Source organism: Streptomyces sp. NPDC088733 (assembly GCF_044751185.1).
Classification (GTDB): domain Bacteria; phylum Actinomycetota; class Actinomycetes; order Streptomycetales; family Streptomycetaceae; genus Actinacidiphila.
Genome location: NZ_JBIVLH010000008.1, coordinates 103,088 through 117,190, shown reverse-complemented (window position 1 = coordinate 117,190; position 14,103 = coordinate 103,088). Strand labels below are relative to the sequence as shown.

At 72.7% G+C, this 14,103-nt stretch carries 14 protein-coding genes; 6 read left to right on the top strand and 8 right to left on the bottom strand.

What is annotated here, in order from left to right:
• Nucleotides 1-23: 23 nt before the first annotated feature.
• From ACIP64_RS16855 to ACIP64_RS16835, 5 genes are all read right to left on the bottom strand, one after another.
• Nucleotides 24-2,135: an alpha-galactosidase gene (locus tag ACIP64_RS16855; RefSeq protein ID WP_401586777.1), complete on the bottom strand. Its 2,112-nt coding sequence runs from the start codon at nucleotides 2,133-2,135 to the stop codon at nucleotides 24-26.
• On the bottom strand, nucleotides 2,132-3,064 hold the full coding sequence (locus ACIP64_RS16850; protein ID WP_401586775.1) for a carbohydrate ABC transporter permease: 933 nt from the start codon (nucleotides 3,062-3,064) through the stop codon (nucleotides 2,132-2,134). The genes ACIP64_RS16855 and ACIP64_RS16850 overlap by 4 nt, the downstream gene beginning before the upstream one ends.
• Nucleotides 3,064-3,918 (bottom strand): carbohydrate ABC transporter permease, encoded by an 855-nt coding sequence (locus ACIP64_RS16845; RefSeq protein ID WP_401586772.1) that lies wholly within the window; start codon nucleotides 3,916-3,918, stop codon nucleotides 3,064-3,066. The genes ACIP64_RS16850 and ACIP64_RS16845 overlap by 1 nt, the downstream gene beginning before the upstream one ends.
• A 44-nt stretch (nucleotides 3,919-3,962) precedes the next feature.
• A complete protein-coding gene (locus ACIP64_RS16840) occupies nucleotides 3,963-5,255 on the bottom strand; it encodes an ABC transporter substrate-binding protein (RefSeq protein WP_401586769.1) in 1,293 nt (430 codons plus the stop codon).
• Between the two features lie 575 nt (nucleotides 5,256-5,830).
• Complete coding sequence (locus ACIP64_RS16835; RefSeq protein WP_401586766.1) at nucleotides 5,831-6,670, bottom strand: hypothetical protein; 840 nt, start codon at nucleotides 6,668-6,670, stop codon at nucleotides 5,831-5,833.
• Between the two features lie 193 nt (nucleotides 6,671-6,863).
• On the opposite strand from ACIP64_RS16835, the gene ACIP64_RS16830 reads away from it, so the two are divergent.
• The 6 genes from ACIP64_RS16830 (at nucleotide 6,864) to ACIP64_RS16805 (ending at nucleotide 11,998) form a co-directional block, all read left to right on the top strand.
• A complete protein-coding gene (locus ACIP64_RS16830; RefSeq protein ID WP_401586763.1) occupies nucleotides 6,864-7,295 on the top strand; it encodes a hypothetical protein in 432 nt (143 codons plus the stop codon).
• A 76-nt stretch (nucleotides 7,296-7,371) separates the two neighbouring features.
• A complete protein-coding gene (locus ACIP64_RS16825) occupies nucleotides 7,372-8,874 on the top strand; it encodes an AlkA N-terminal domain-containing protein (protein ID WP_401586761.1) in 1,503 nt (500 codons plus the stop codon).
• 96 nt (nucleotides 8,875-8,970) lie between these two features.
• Complete coding sequence (locus tag ACIP64_RS16820) at nucleotides 8,971-9,480, top strand: methylated-DNA--[protein]-cysteine S-methyltransferase (protein ID WP_401586759.1); 510 nt, start codon at nucleotides 8,971-8,973, stop codon at nucleotides 9,478-9,480.
• Between the two features lie 13 nt (nucleotides 9,481-9,493).
• Entirely contained in the window at nucleotides 9,494-10,228 is a 735-nt protein-coding gene (locus ACIP64_RS16815) for a 2OG-Fe(II) oxygenase (RefSeq protein WP_401586756.1), read from the top strand.
• A gap of 259 nt (nucleotides 10,229-10,487) precedes the next feature.
• Nucleotides 10,488-11,330, top strand: a complete 843-nt coding sequence (locus ACIP64_RS16810) for an ABC transporter substrate-binding protein (RefSeq protein WP_401586753.1) — start codon at nucleotides 10,488-10,490, stop codon at nucleotides 11,328-11,330.
• A complete protein-coding gene (locus ACIP64_RS16805) occupies nucleotides 11,327-11,998 on the top strand; it encodes an alpha-ketoglutarate-dependent dioxygenase AlkB family protein (RefSeq protein ID WP_401586750.1) in 672 nt (223 codons plus the stop codon). The genes ACIP64_RS16810 and ACIP64_RS16805 overlap by 4 nt, the downstream gene beginning before the upstream one ends.
• On the opposite strand, the gene ACIP64_RS16800 is transcribed toward ACIP64_RS16805, so the two are convergent.
• From ACIP64_RS16800 to ACIP64_RS16790, 3 genes are read right to left on the bottom strand one after another with little or no spacing between them, the layout of a single operon-like run.
• Nucleotides 11,992-12,237, bottom strand: a complete 246-nt coding sequence (locus tag ACIP64_RS16800; RefSeq protein WP_401587318.1) for a PaaI family thioesterase — start codon at nucleotides 12,235-12,237, stop codon at nucleotides 11,992-11,994. The genes ACIP64_RS16805 and ACIP64_RS16800 overlap by 7 nt on opposite strands.
• Before the next feature lie 12 nt (nucleotides 12,238-12,249).
• The gene (locus tag ACIP64_RS16795; protein ID WP_401586747.1) at nucleotides 12,250-12,396 is read right to left on the bottom strand and encodes a hypothetical protein; all 147 of its coding nucleotides are present in this window, start codon (nucleotides 12,394-12,396) and stop codon (nucleotides 12,250-12,252) included.
• Nucleotides 12,397-12,434: 38 nt separating this feature from the next.
• On the bottom strand, nucleotides 12,435-14,003 hold the full coding sequence (locus ACIP64_RS16790) for an MFS transporter (RefSeq protein WP_401586744.1): 1,569 nt from the start codon (nucleotides 14,001-14,003) through the stop codon (nucleotides 12,435-12,437).
• Between the last annotated feature and the right edge of the window lie 100 nt (nucleotides 14,004-14,103).

The window sequence follows — 14,103 nt, the reverse complement described above, 5'->3', positions numbered from 1 at the left end:
GGGTGCAGATTGTCGCCCGGCCGTCACTGGCGTGCCAGGACGACGAGCTCCGCGTCGTACTGTGCCGTCCACGCGAACGGCAGTCCCGAGTGCAGCAGATGGGCGCCGCTGTAGCGGGTTCCGGTGGCCGTGTCGGTCCAGACGGAGTCGGGCGCGAGGCCGCGCAGCCGGAGCCGGGCGTGCCTGCCGGACACCAGGGGCGCGCCGTCGAGGGTCCCGGTGTTCCAGGCCGTCACGACCAGGCGGGCGCCGCCCGGTTCCTCGTACTGGATGCCGCAGGTCGGGTCGGCGGGGCTGCCCAGCAGGTGGACCTCGCCGTGGTGGACGACGTCGCGGACCTCCTTGTAGCGGGCGATCCACCGCGCGGCCTCGGCCCGCTGCTCGGGCGTCCAGTGCCGGATGTCGGCGCCGATGCCGAGCACGCCGGCGGCGGAGTTGACGAACCGGAAGGCCAGCGAGCGGGGCCGCGGGTCGAAGACGCCGGGGGCGTCGGTGACCCAGGAGCTCATGGTGTGCGGGGCGTGCGCGTGGAGGTATCCGTACTGGATGCGCAGCCGGTCCATGGGCGCTGTGTTGTCGCTGGGCCACACCACGTCGGTGCGCGCGATGGTGGCGTGCTCGACGCGTCCGCCGCCGCCCGCGCAGCCCTCGACTGTGACGTGCGGGTGCGCGGTGCGCAGGTGGTCCAGCACCCGCAGGTAGCCGGCGACGTGGGCGGCGTCGAGGTCCTGGAGCTCGGGGTCGGCGCCCGCCGGGTGGCCGGGGCGGCCGCGCTCGGTGGGGGGCCGGTTCATGTCCCACTTGAGGTAGCTGATGGCGTGGGAGCCGAGCAGCCGGTCCAGCGTGCCGATGACGAAGTCCTGGACGTCCTCGCGGCCGAGGTCGAGCAGCAGCTGGTTGCGCACGAGCGTGGCGGGCCGGCCGTCGATCCGGTACACCCACTCGGGGTGCTCGGCGTACAGCTTCGAGCGGGGGCTGATGCCCTCGGGCTCCACCCACAGGCCGAAGTCCATGCCCAGCGCCCGCACGTCCTCGACGAACCGGTCGAACCCGCCGGGGAACTCGGCCGGGTCCGGGTCCCAGTCGCCGAGGCCGCCGGTGTCGTCGGGGCGTCCCACGAACCAGCCGTCGTCGACCACGAAGAGTTCGGCGCCGAGTTCGGCGGCGACCTTCGCCAGTTCCAGCTGGTTCCCGGCGTCGACGTCGAAGCCGGTCGCCTCCCAGGAGTTGTAGAGCACCTTGCGGGGGCGGTCCATGCGCCCGCCGGTCAGGTGCCGCTCGTAGCGGTGCCAGACGCGGGCCAGCCCGTCGAGCCCGTCGGGGCTGAACGCGCAGGCCAGCCGGGGCGTGACGAGCGTCGCGCCGGGGGCGAGGCGGACCGCGCCCTCGTGGGGCACCCGGCCGGCGCGCACGCGCACCGCGCCGCCGGGCTCGGCGTCGGCGGTGATCCGCCAGTTGCCGGACCACTCCAGGGCGATGCCGTAGGTGGGGGTGGCGCCCTCGGCGGGGGACGCGGCGTCCTGGACGGCGAGCCAGGGGTGGTAGGCGTGTCCGGCCGAGCCCTGGGTGCTCTCCATCTCGAAGCGCCCGCGCTCCAGGGTGACGTCCTTGAGCTGGAACTCCTGCGACCACTGGCCCGACAGGTAGCTCAGCCGCGCTCCGCCCTGGACGGGGACGTTGACGGCGGCGGAGTCGAAGCGCTCCAGCCGTACGTCGCTGTCCCCGGTGCAGGTCAGCTCGGTCCAGCGCAGGACGACGTCGGTGCCCGGCACCGTCTCGTAGCACAGCGTGGTGCGCAGCCCGAGCAGGTCGTCGGCGAAGTCCAGACGCAGTGCCCGGTCGCCGTCCTGCGTGGCGCCGGTGAACCGCCACCAGCTGCCGCGGTCGCCGCCGGGGCGGGAGGCGATCAGGTCGGCGCCGGTGAACGGCCGCAGCCCGTGCGGGATGTACTCGGCCGGGGCGGCGTCGGCGGGCGTGATGAAGTGGGTGCGGCGCGACCAGTCCAGGGGCGACGGGCCGTCCTCGGCGCCGTGCGGCCCCCAGGCGGCGAGCTCGGCCCAGCGGCCCTCGCCGCCGAGGGTGACGGCATAGGTGGTGGTGTCGGTGCGCAACAGCCACCGGTCGTGCGCGGTCACTTGACGGCTCCGAGGTTGAGTCCGGCCACGAAGTGGCGCTGGAAGCGGAGGAAGACGGCCACCGTCGGGGCGGCGGCGATCACCGAGCCGGCCGCGATGACGTTCCACATCGACACGTACTGTCCCTGGAGTCCGATGAGGGACGCCGTGATGGGCATCTGCGTGTCGGTGCGCAGCACCGTGATGGCCCACAGCAGGTCGTTGAAGATCCAGGTGAACGACAGTGCGCACAGCGCGGCCAGCGCCGGGCGGGCCAGCGGGAGGATGATCCGCCAGTAGATCTGCCAGGGGTTCGCGCCGTCGATGACGGCGGCCTGCTGGATCTCGCCGGGGATCGACCGCATGAAGCCGTGCAGGACGAAGACGTAGAAGCCGACGCCGAAGCCGACCTGCACGCCGATCAGGGCGTACAACTGGTCGTAGATGCCGAGCACTTCGCTCAGCTTGGAGACCGGGATCAGCAGGATCTGCGGGGGCAGCAGGTTGCCGCCGAGCATGATCAGCAGCAGGACGCGCCGGAAGGGCAGGTCGTAGCGGCTGAGCGCGAACGCGGCCATGGAGGCGAGGCCGAGCGAGAGCAGCACGGTGGGAACGGTGACCAGCATGCTGTTGATGAGGGCGCGCTGCTGGCCGCCGTCCACCCACGCCTGACGGAAGCTGTCGAAGGTGAACGAGTGCGGCCAGCTGCCGACACCGTGCGCGGCGATGTCGTCGAACGTCCGCGTGCTGGTGACCAGGACGAGGGCGATCGGCAGCAGCCACAGCGCGGACAGCAGTCCCGCGGAGAGGTGGAAGCCGGCGGTGCGCAGGGCACGGCCGCGCCGCTGGGAGAGGTGCGGCCGCACGGCCGGGACCCCACCGGCCCGGTCCGCCGCGTCCTTGTGGCCCTCGTGGTCCTCGGCGCGCGAGGTGGCGTGGGTGGCGGTCATCAGTCGGCCTCCCTGAAGGCACGCACGAGGTAGCTCGCGATGACGCCGAAGGCCAGCACGAAGATGACGACGGCGAGCGCGGAGCCGTATCCCAGCCGCAGCGACTGGAACGCGGTGGAGTACATGTAGGTGCTCAGCACTTCGGAGGAGTGGTACGGGCCGCCGCGGGTGAGCGCCCACACGACGTCGAAGGAGCGCAGCGAGTCGATGACGATGACCGACAGGACGACCGCGTTGACACTGCGCAGCTGCGGCAGGGTGATGTGCCGGAACTGCTGCCAGCGGGTGGCGCCGTCGACCTTCGCCGCCTCGTACAGCGCCGGGTCGACGCCCTTGAGCCCGGCCAGGTACAGCACCATGACGTAGCCGACCTGGCGCCACAGCGCGGGCACGATCACCGCGTAGAAGGCGGTGTCCTGGTCGGCCAGCCAGGCGTGCTTCCAGCCGCCGAGGCCGATCGCCTCGAGGACGTTGTTGATCAGGCCGTCCGGCTGGTACATCGCCTGCCACACCAGGGCGGTGGCGACCAGCGAGAAGACCACCGGCAGGAAGAGCGCCGCCCGGTAGAACGCGATGCCGCGCCGCTCCTGCTGGAGCAGCAGCGCGGCACCGAGTCCGAGGACGGCGGAGAGCCCGCCGAAGAGCAGCAGCCACAGCACCGTGTTGATCGCGGCGGTGCGGAAGACCGCGTCGTGCACCATCTCGCTGAAGTTGCCGAGGCCGACGAACTTCGGGGCGCCCAGCCCGTCCCAGGAGGTCAGGGAGAGGTAGAACCCCTGGAGGGCCGGCCAGAAGACCCAGAACGCCTCGACGAGCAGCGGGATGAGGACGAAGGCCAGGACCACCGGGGGCACCCGAGTGGCCCTGGACCGTCGTGTGGAGCCGATCAGCGCCATTGTCACTGGCTCCAGATCTTCTGTGCGCTGCGCTGCCACGTCGTCAGGATGGAGCCGATCTCCTTGGGCTTCGCCAGGTAGTGCACGAGCGCGGTGTCCGCGGTCGGCTGGAGGGCGTCGCTGGAGTCCCGGTTGAAGAACTGGGTGAGGTCGGCGGCGCTCTCGATGAGCTTGCGGCCCTTGAGGACCAGCGGGGTGCCGGCGTCCTTGGCGTCCGGGTGGGTGGGCAGCGTCGTGCCGGACGAGCTCTTGAGGTAGAGCTCCTGCGCCTCGGCGGTGGCCAGGTAGCGCAGCAGCTCCTTGACGCCGTCGGCGCGCTGGGTGCGGGCGCTGGCGAAGTAGCCGTCGGTGGGCGCCTCCTCGGCGACCGGCACCTTGGGGTCGATGATCGGGAACTGGAAGAAGTCCAGGTCCCCGAGGGCGTCCTTCGGCGCGGCGTCGGCGAAGAAGGTGCCGATCAGCATCATGCCGGTGCGGCCCTGGAGCAGGGCGGTGGTGGCGTCCTGGAAGGGGATCGCCGTGCCGTTGGGGTCGAAGAACGGGCGCGCCTGGTCCCACGTGTCGAAGACCTTGCGCACTTCGGGGTCGTCGAAGCGGTGCTTGCCGGCGAGGAGTTCACGGTGGTACGTGGCACCGTTGACCCGGATGTTCAGGTAGTCGAACCAGGCGGAGGCGACCCACGGGGTGTCGCCGCCGGCGCCGAGGCCGATGGGGGCGACACCCTTGCTCTTGAGCTTGTCGCACAGGTCCAGGAACTCGTCCCAGGTCTTGGGCTCCTGCACGCCCCACTTCTCGAAGTTCGACTTGCGGTAGAACATGCCCCACCAGTAGTAGCTGGTGGGCACGAAGACCTTCTTGCCGCTGGAGGCCGAGGTGCACAGCTTCTTCAGGGCGTCGGAGTAGCCGGCGAGCTCGGGCTTCTCCCAGACGTCGCTGATGTCGAGGAGCAGGTCCTTCTTGGCGTACGACTCCGCGACGGAACCGGGGTACCAGGTGTACGCGTCCGGCGGGTTGGCGGAGGTGAGGTACGTCGGCAGCTGCGTGCGGAAGGTCTCGGAGGCGACGGTGTTGAGCTGCGCCTTGGTCGTCCCGCGCTTGTCGAACGCGGCGACGATCTCCTGCATCGCGGTCTTCGCCTGCGGGGAGGAGAGGTTGGACTGCAGGGTCACCGGGCCGCCGGACTTTCCTCCGGATGCGGCCGGGCTCTGGGTGACGCAGCTGCTCAGCAGTGCGCCGGCGCCGACTGCGCCGGCTCCCACGAGGAACCGGCGGCGGCTGGCGTTGATGGCGGTCATCTGTGTACTCCTAATGTGCCCACGGAACGGAGCTGAGGCCCCCTGACGGCCCGGCTCTGGGTGCGGCAGGAACAGACTGTCGCAGTGGTCAGCGCGCCGTCAAGATTAATTACTAATTTATTTCTGGGGTGGTGCGCCTCGGGTCGAACGAGGCCCGGGGGCGCACCAGATGGAGCGAACAAGCTGGTCAAGCGCGGGGCGAGGTGGACCGGCGGAGCGACGCTCAGAGCCCGGCCCGGTGGACGCGGCCGCCCACCCCTGTTAACCCGGCGAGCACACCGTCGCCCCGGCCGGCGATCCCGCGGAGCGTGCCGCCGAAGGCGCTGCCCACCCCTGCACGATGCGAAGCCACTGGTCTCTCCCGGGAGTTGGGTTGCACGGGCACCCACGCCGGTCCGGCCGGGCGTCGGTGCCACGGCGGAAACTGTGGCGGCACGTCCGGAGCCTGTCAATATTAATTGCTAATTAACTTAAAAACGGGGCCGTGAACCCATGGCTGCGGGCACGTCACGACACGCGAACGCCCCCGTCCGCGGCGCGCGGACGGGGGCGTTCGTGAAGCGGTCGTGCGGCGGTCAGGACCCCGACTGGGCCGCCCGCACCTGGGCGCTGAGGTCGGCGGTGTCCGACGCCGGGGGCGCCGTCACGGTCTTGGCGTCGCCGAACCCCAGAAAGTCGATGGTGACCTTGGCCTTGCCCATCACCTGGATGATCCGCACCGGCAGGTCCTTGCCGTCGACCCAGACGTCCATGTCGATGCTGTTGACGGAACCCGTCATGGAGCTGAGGAGGTTCTTCTTCTCGTCCGCGGACATCGCGTCACCCACGGCTCCCAGGTCCTTCTTGCCCACGGTGGCGTGGTAGTGGTGGGCCTTGGTGCCGCGCACCGACTCCTCACCCAGGTCCTCGGTGTCCTTGGACAGGCCGATGTAGCGAAGCCCCGAGGTCGGGTCGCCGGACTGCTCGGTCGCCGCGGCGGCCTTGTCGCCCAGAAGCGCCGACATGTCGATGCGCGCCCAGTGCTTGCCCTTGAGCGGGCCCCCGGGCTGCGGGTCCACGTTGTAGTAGTACGCGCCGTCGACCAGCAAGGCGCGGGTCTTGGCGTCGTTCTGCACCGCCTGCATCTGCGCCGCCTTGGTGTCCATCATGACGTCGTAGGCAAGGCCCTTGCCCCACGAGTAGGTACCCACCATGTTGATCGGGGTGCCCTGGCCGAGGTCGGTGGTGAAGTCGACCTTCGCCGACCCGACCTTCTCGGTGCGGTCGGTGACCCGCGCGAGGATCTGCGCGATTGTGTCCGCCTTGCCCACGGCCTCCGCCGTGTCGTGCGCCGCCTCGCAGCCCGCCGTCGCGGTCAGCGCGACGACCGCGGCCCCCACCGTGACGGCAAGGCGCATGCGCCTGGACGTGCCCATCGGATCCCCACCCCTGTTGCGTGTTGATGTTGTGCGTTCGCTGTGCGGACTGTAGTGCGCGGCACCGACAGGGCCGTAACCATTTACCGCCCGCACCACCGCTCCCAGGTGTCCAGCGGGGGACGGCACGCCTCCGGAAACCCCGTGGTCGCGGGGGTGCCCACCGGGCGGGACAGGCCGGTACGCTCCGGGCATGTCGGAGGAGGAGACGGCCGCGACCGGCCCCGTGACGTACCGGGCCCGGGACCTGCTCGTCTCTGTCGTCGCGTTCCTGATCGTCGGGCTCGTCCCCCTGACGGTCCTCGGACTCATCGCCTGGCCGCTCGGACTGCTGCCGAGCAGTGCCGTCCCCACCGCCTGGCTCGTTGTCTTCGCCGGTGGCGCTCCCGTGGCGGAGCTGTACCGGACCCGGCCGCCGGGCCGGCGCGGCGCGGCGCTCGCCGCCTTTGCCATCACGCTGGCACTCACCGCACTGGGAGAGGCCGTGGAGTGGTGGATCTCGCCGGACTCCACCCTTGGCGTGGGCTCCTCACTCGGCGCGCTCGCCGGCCTCTTCCTCGGCGCGGCGGTGTTCGCGTGGCGGATCGGCCACGTGGCCAGCGCCCGCACGGCCACCGACGCCTGATCGGCCACCGCCGGAACTCCGTGTCCGATATCCGCCGGTGTTCGCCCGCGGGATGCCGCACAGTGGAGTGGTGACGATGGACGACCGCAGGTACGAGGCGGTGCGCAGCCGGGACGCCAGGTTCGACGGGGAGTTCTTCTTCGCCGTCACGACGACGGGGATCTACTGCCGTCCCAGCTGCCCCGCCGTGACACCCCGGCAGCGCAATGTGCGCTACTTCCCGACCGCGGCCGCCGCGCAGGGCTCCGGTTTCCGGGCCTGCCGGCGGTGCCGCCCCGACGCCGTGCCCGGCTCGGCCGCGTGGAATGTGCGGGCGGACGTCGTCGGCCGGGCGATGCGGCTGATCGGCGACGGCATCGTGGACCGCGAGGGCGTGGCGGGCCTCGCCGCGCGCCTGGGATACAGCGCCCGCCAGGTGCAGCGGCAGCTGAACGCGGAAGTCGGCGCAGGCCCGATCGCCCTGGCGCGGGCCCAGCGGGCGCACACCGCGCGCATCCTGCTCCAGACGACGGGGATGCAGGCGGCCGGGATCGCGTTCGCCGCCGGTTTCGCGAGCGTGCGGCAGTTCAACGACACGATCCGCGAGATCTACGGCATGACTCCCACCGAACTGCGCGCGGCCCGGCCCCGGAACGGGCGTTCCGCGGCCGTCGCCACCGGCGGCGCGGAGGGCGCGACCGCCGCCGGGGTTCCGCTACGGCTCGCCTACCGGGGCGCCTACGACACCGGGCAGGTCTTCGACCACCTGGAGCGGCGCGCCCTGCGGGGCATCGAGGAGGTCACCGGCCTCCCCGGCGGCCGCACCTACCGCCGTACGCTGCGCCTGCCGGGCGGTCACGCCGTCGCCGAGGTGGGCGAGTCCGCCCGCAGCGGCAGCGGCTGGCTGGAGTGCCGCCTGCACCTGAGCGAGCTACGCGACCTGACCACCGCCACCCAGCGCATCCGGCGCCTGTTCGACCTGGACGCGGACCCGTACGCGGTGGCCGAACGGCTGGCCGCGGAACCGGCGATGGGGGCGCTGGCCGCGCGCCGCCCCGGCATGCGCGCGCCCGGCACCGCCGATCCGCACGAGACGGCGGTCCGCGCCGTCCTGGGGCAGCAGGTCACCCTGGCCGCGGGCCGGCATCTGGGCGCCGCGCTCGTGGCGGCGTACGGGACGCCGCTGCCCGCGCCGAGCGGCGGCCTCACCCATCTGTTCCCCGCGGCGGACACCCTCGCGGGGGCGTCGCTGGAGGAACTCGGCATGCCCGGTGCCCGCCGGGACACGCTGCGCGGCCTCGCCGCCGCGCTCGCCGGCGGCACCGTCGCCCTCGACCCGGGGGCCGACCGGGACGCCGCCGAGAAGGCGCTGCTGGCCCTGCGCGGCATCGGCCCCTGGACGGCCGGCTATCTGCGGATGCGCGCCCTGGGCGACCCGGACGTCCTGCTGGAGGACGACGCGGGGGTGCGCGCGGGCGCCGCGCTGGCGGGCGTACCGCTGGAGGAGGCCGAGGCCTGGCGGCCCTGGCGCAGCTACGCCGTGCACCACCTCTGGAACGCCGCGCAGACCCTGTCCAGGGGCGGACCGCCGGGTGCCTGAGCAGCGGGAATGCGACGTCCGAATCCCGCCAGCACCGCCCTCGCCGAGGGACCAGACTCGTAGCCGTACCGCACGAACGACGGAAGGACCGGACCGATGACGGTCTACACCACGACCCCCAGCCCGCTCGGCGAACTCCTGCTCGTCGGCGAGGAGTCGGCGACCGCCGAGGGCGGCACGGCGCTCACCTCGCTGTCCGTTCCCGGGCAGAAGGGCGGCGTCGCCTCCCCCGCGCCCGGCTGGCGCGAGGACCGGGCCGCGTTCGCCGGGATCCTCGACCAGCTCACGGCGTACTTCGCGGGCGAACTGACCCGCTTCGACATCGAGTTCACCGCGGCCGGAACTCCGTTCCAGCAGCAGGTGTGGAAGGCGCTGGAGGGCATCGACTACGGCACGACCCTCTCCTACGCCGACGTCGCGGAGCGCTGCGGCATCCCGCGCAGTTCGTCCCGCGCGGTGGGCGCCGCGATCGGCCGCAACCCCCTGCTGGTCGTCCGGCCGTGCCACCGCGTGATCGCCTCCAGCGGCGCGCTGACCGGCTACGCCGGGGGCATGGCCCGCAAGGAGCACCTGCTGGCGCTGGAGTCCGGCCACCGCGCCGGCTGAACGGGAGGACCGCATGACCCCCACCACCCACGCCCCGGCGGCCGTTCCCGCGCGGGTCGCCGCCGCCGACTGGCCCGCGCTCGCGGATGAGCTCGACGCGCACGGCAGCGCCCTGACCGCCGACCGCGTCCTCACCCCCGCCGAGTGCCGCGCGGTGGCCGGCCTCTACGACGAGCCGGCGCGCTTCCGCTCGACCGTCGACATGGCCCGGCACCGCTTCGGTTCCGGCCAGTACCGCTACTTCGCCCACCCGCTCCCGGAGCTCGTACGGGAGTTGCGCGAGGCGTTCTACCCGCGCCTGCTGCCCGTCGCCCGCGACTGGGCGGCGCGGCTGGGCCGTCCCGCGCCCTGGCCGGACACCCTTCAGGAGTGGCTGGCGATGTGCCACGCGGCGGGCCAGCGGCGGCCGACGCCGATCCTGCTGCGCTACGGCCCGGGCGACTGGAACGCGCTGCACCAGGACCTCTACGGGGAGCTGGTCTTCCCGCTCCAGGTCGTGATCGGCCTGGACGAGCCCGCCGGGGACTACACCGGCGGCGAGTTCCTGATGACCGAGCAGCGGGCGCGCGCCCAGTCCCGGGGCTCCGCCGTCGCCCTCCCCCAGGGCCACGCCCTGGTGTTCACCACCCGCGACCGCCCCGTCCGCACCGCACGCGGCTGGTCGGCCGGCCCCATGCGCCACGGCGTGAGCACCGTCCGCTCCGGCCGCCGGCACACGCTGGGGCTGGTCCTCCACGACGCGACTTGAATCCTCCCCCAGCTGAAGCAGGGGGATTCCTGGCTCACGCCGCCTGCAGGTCAGCGACCCGACAGGTCTTCCACGATCAACACCAGCCGGGTTGCGATCAGCACGGCGTACGCGCTTGGCTCTCGCAACGCACGAGAGCGATCTCACCCTACGTGTCCGTGCGGTTTCTCCCTGGAGCCGAACCGACGTTCCTGCCCCGCTCCGCAGGGAGTCCGATTCCTCCCCGGCCTGAAGTCCGGGGCATCCTCGGAGGCCGTCGGTGACCGGCTCCCGCCCCGCCAGGACGTACACGCTGACCGGACCGGACGGGCTGCCGTACCGCAGCACCACGCCCGGCGCCCTCGGCGGGCACCGGCGCGGCCGCCTCTACGGCAGGCTGGACTGCCCGAGCGCGCTGCGGGCGCTGGCCCGCGGCGGCTACGTACGGGAGCGGGTGTTCTTCGCCGACGAGGCGACGGCGGTGGCGGCCGGCCACCGGCCCTGCGCACGCTGCCTGCCGCGGCAGTACGCACAATGGAAGGCGAGCCGAGCGAACCGGGACCCCGACACCATGGCACTGCCGTACCTCTCCGACAGCGGGACGCCATCCTCGCCGCTGCTCGCGGCCGGCGACCTGGCCGCGCTGGAGGGAGCGGCGGCGCCCGCGGCTCACACGGCGGAGGAACTCGCCGCTGTGCTCGGGCTGCTGGGCGGTGCGCGGGTCGTGGCGGTGGGGCACAGCCGCGACGCGGCCTCGCGCGATGCCGCGGCGGCCTTCGCGGCCGCGTGGCGCACGGCGGGCCGCGAGATCGCCGCCGTCGTGGACTGGCCCGAGGCGGCGGCCTCCTGGCTGCGGCCGGCCCTGCGGCTGACCGCGGACGCGCCCGACGCCTGGGCGGTCGCCGCGGCCCCCCGCGGCTGGGCCCAGCTCGTCCGCCGGCTGCGGCACAGCACCGGCTGGGACCCCGCCCGCACGGTCGGCTTCGCCGCGCTCGGCGATCCCCGTGTCGCGGCCGCGACCGGCGCGGCGGCGCTCCAGGGACTGCGCGCGGCGGCGGCCGATGGCGGCGTCTGGCGCTTCGACCGCGGCTGGGTCGTCCGGGACACCGGAGGCACGACATGAGCGCGCTGATCCCCCGCCCCCGGCTGGAGCTCGCACCGGGCGCGGTGCACGTACCCGGCTGGCTGGACCTCGACGAGCAGCGCCGGCTCGTGACCGCCTGCCGCGCCTGGGCCACCGGACCGGTTCCCATGCGGCACACGAGACTGCCGCAAGGCGGAGTGATGTCGGTGCGGACGGTCTGTGTCGGCTGGCACTGGCAGCCGTACCGCTACACACGGACGGCGGGTGACGTGAACGGTGCCCGGGTCGCGGAATTCCCCGGCTGGCTGGCCGAGATGGGCCGCCGGGCGCTGGTGGACGCGTATCAGGACGCGGCGGCCGGCGACGGCTACGCGCCGGACACCGCTCTGGTCAACTTCTACGACGCCGACGCCCGGATGGGCATGCACCAGGACAAGGACGAGCGCTCCGGCGCCCCCGTGGTGTCGCTGACCATCGGCGACAGCTGCGTCTTCCGCTTCGGCAACACCGAGAACCGCAACCGCCCCTGGACCGATCTGGAGCTGGCCTCGGGAGACCTGTTCGTCTTCGGCGGGCCGTCGCGTTTCGCGTACCACGGGGTGACGAGGATCCTGCCCGGGACCGGTGACCCGGCCACCGGCCTCACGGCCGGGCGGCTGAACATCACCATGCGGGTCACCGGTCTGACGGACACCGCCGGTCAGTGACCGGGCAGGTCGCGGTTGAACAGCCGCACCTGGCCGCGGGCGATGGGCGTGCCGGCCTCGTCCGCGATCTCCACGAGCCACAGTTGCAGGCTCCGGCCCTGCTGGAGGGGTGTGGCGACCACGTCGAGGCGCCCGGCGACGTGCGAGCGCAGGAAGTCGGTCTGGTTGCCAACCCCGACCGCGAACTGGCCCCGGGACCGCACCGCGAGCGACGCCCCCACACTGGCCGCGCTCTCGATGACCGTGATGCCCTACGGGGTGTGGTGCTCCGCGGTCACGTCCACGTGACCGCGGACCTCGGTCGGGGAGGCGGAGTCGAACCGCAGGCCGACGGCGCGGAGGAAGGCCCCCGAGTTCTCCGGGGCGAGGGCGGCGTCGGGCTGGGCTGCTTCGGGCACGGCGGGCTCCTGGTCCGCCCGCGGACGGGGCGACGGGATCAGTGCTGCTGCGGGGTGGGACGGTTGCGCACCAGTGTGGCGGCCGCGACGGCCGCCGCGGCGATGGCGACACCCGGGATGACGACGGCCACGTGCAGCGCGCCGGAGAAGGCGGCGCCGACCGCGGAGTCCACGGTGGCCCGCAGGTTCGCGGGCAGGCCCGCCCCCGAGGAGCCGCTGGCGACCGCCTCGACCACCTGGCCGGTGACCGCGGACGGGGTGCCGCGCTCGGTGAGCGCGTCGGGCAGCCGGGAGGCGAGGCCGCTGGTGAGGACGGTGCCGGTGACCGTCGCACCGAGGGTGCTGCCGACCTGGCGGAAGAGGTTGACCGTTCCGCTGGCCATGCCGCCGTCGGTGTGCGGCACGCTGATGACCGCCACAGCGGTGCCGGGCGGCAGGATGAGCCCGGCTCCGGCACCGAACAGGGCCAGTTCCACCCCGATGACGGTGATCGACGTGGTGGCGGACTGCGCGGTCATCAGCAGGGCGGCGACCGCGGCGAGCACGGTTCCGGTGACGAGGGTCGTCTTGAAGCCGACGCGGCGGGCTATCGCGGCGGCCACGTAACTGACCAGCACGTACGCGATCATCACCGGCAGGAGCAGCAGTCCCGCGTGGAGGATCGTCTCGTGCCGGACGCGCTCGAAGTACAGCACCTGCGCGAGGGCGACGGCCACGAACGAGTACTGGCCGATCATGGCGACGACGTTGGCCGTGGCGAAGGTGCGGTTGCGGAACAGCCGCAGGTTGAGCATCGGCGTGCGGGTACGCGACTCCTGCACGATGAAGGCGGCCACCGCGACGGCGGCGAGCACGAACGCCCCTGTCGCCTGCCAGGCCCCGTATCCGCTGTGACCGCCTTCGACCAGGCCGTAGTTGAGCGCGGCGATGGCGATCACGCCCAGCACCAGGCCCGGCGGGTCGAGGTGCCGGCCCGGCTGCTTGCTCTCGGTGACGAAGCGCGGCGTGAGGATCAGCACGACCACCGCGAGCACCACGTTGACCAGGAACACCGCGTTCCAGGAGAAGCGCTCCAGGATCAGGCCGGCCGCCACGGGACCGAAGGCGAGCCCGATGCCGGACACGGCCACCCAGATGCCGACCGCCCGGGTGCGCTCGTGCGGGTCCGGGAACATGTGGGTGACCAGGGAAAGGCTGTTGGGCAGGATCGCCGCGCCGCCGATGCCCATGAGCGCCTGGCCCACGATGACCGTCCCGGCGCCGGACGCCAGGAACACCACGAGGCTTCCCGCGCCCAGGAGCACCATGCCGAGGGCGAAGACGCGGCGGCGTCCCAGGATGTCGCCGACGGTGCCGGCGGAGAGCACGAAGCTCGCGACCATCATCGAGTAGATGCCGGCGATCCAGACGAGCGCCGAACCGGATACGTGCAGATCCTGCTGGAGGGGCGCGAGAACCGCCGCGGTCTGCGTGATGTTCACGAACATCGCCATCTGGCCGAGGCTGGCGACGACGAATCCGATCCATTGCCGCCGGCTCTGCCGGGCGGCGGTGGGCTGTGTGACGGGCGGTGCGACGGACGCGCCGGTGGCGGTCGGGGGTGTCATGAGCGTGTTCCCTCCTCAGCTGAGTACGACTCTCGAACCCAGCCGTGGGGTCGTACGCTACCATGTCTAAGTTCTTCTGCAGAACTCAGATAGGATTCAC